A 1,171-nucleotide genomic window follows, 5' to 3' on the forward strand; every position below is an offset into this window, starting at 1 on the left:
ACACCCTTCCTATACCAATCGTCCAAGATTCGTATAAGCTTCCTATAAGCTCTCTATAAGCTAACCCCACCCTCATTACACCCTTTTTTCACCAAAAACCCTCCCTCCCCTCTTCCGAACTTATTCGTTTTCCTCCGATGCTCCTAAGTATCTCCGACTAATTTCCCTCTTCATTTCCTCATTTGCTAATTTCCTCATCTGCTAATTTCCCATTTCCTCATTTCCAATTTTTTCCCCTCTCATATGGCTCACACACTTATTTTATTTCAATTTCTGTACCGTCAGATACACTTCTTTTTTAAAGAAATTTTTGTGCGTTTCCTCTATTCTGTCCCATAAAAAGTAAGTAAATAGAAAATAGTTTTATATCTTTGCATATTCAAAAATAAATTATCATTAAAAAGTATATTATGGAAGATAAAACAATTTTCACCGAAACTTATAAAGTGCGTAGCACACAAGTAAACCTTAACAATCAGCTCGGGTTATATGGCGTATTAGGTATGTTGCAAGATATCGCTGCTGAACACGCTTCACTTTTAGGGTTCGGTTATGAAGAGTTAGTAAAAAAAGGATTCTTTTGGGCTCTCATACAGCAAAAACTAAAAATGTACTATTGGCCTCAATGGAATGAACGTATCACCGTCAAAACGTGGTCTCTCCCTGTAAAAGGAGTGTATGCTTTTCGCGAATTCGAACTTTTTTGCAACGACCAAAAAATAGGTGAATGTGCTAGTACTTGGATTACCTTAGATATTCAAACACGTCGCCCCATTGAGCTTACTGACCGCCAAGAAATCTTCTCTCCTCGTACCGAAGGCGGACTCTCTTTCCATACCGACCGTATCAATCTCCCCGAAGGTATGTATCAGGTCAACGATTTTAAAGTACGTGTAAGCGATTTAGATGTCAATTCACACGTAAATAATGTAAAATACACTCAGTGGGCACTCGATATGATGACAGAGCGCAACCATCGCGAGTTTGTCATTAAAGAATATGATATCAATTTCTTATCCGAAACTTTTATGGGAGACGAAATGCAAGGATTTAAAAGCAAAGGTAAATACATCGACGATGCCCATAACTTGGTAGAAACTTATCTGTATGCACAAAAAATAGGTGCTCCTAAACCTGCGTTCATATCTCGCTGGATTGCTGAACGAATTTA

General features: G+C 38.0%; 1 protein-coding gene. It reads left to right on the forward strand.

Annotated features, from left to right (window positions below):
* Positions 1-410: 410 nt before the first annotated feature.
* Positions 411-1,171: acyl-[acyl-carrier-protein] thioesterase (locus HMPREF1321_RS07550; RefSeq protein ID WP_002673101.1), on the forward strand; the 761-nt coding region annotated here is incomplete at its 3' end.

The sequence above is a fragment of the Capnocytophaga sp. oral taxon 412 str. F0487 genome (genome assembly GCF_000271925.1).
Lineage (GTDB): Bacteria > Bacteroidota > Bacteroidia > Flavobacteriales > Flavobacteriaceae > Capnocytophaga > Capnocytophaga ochracea.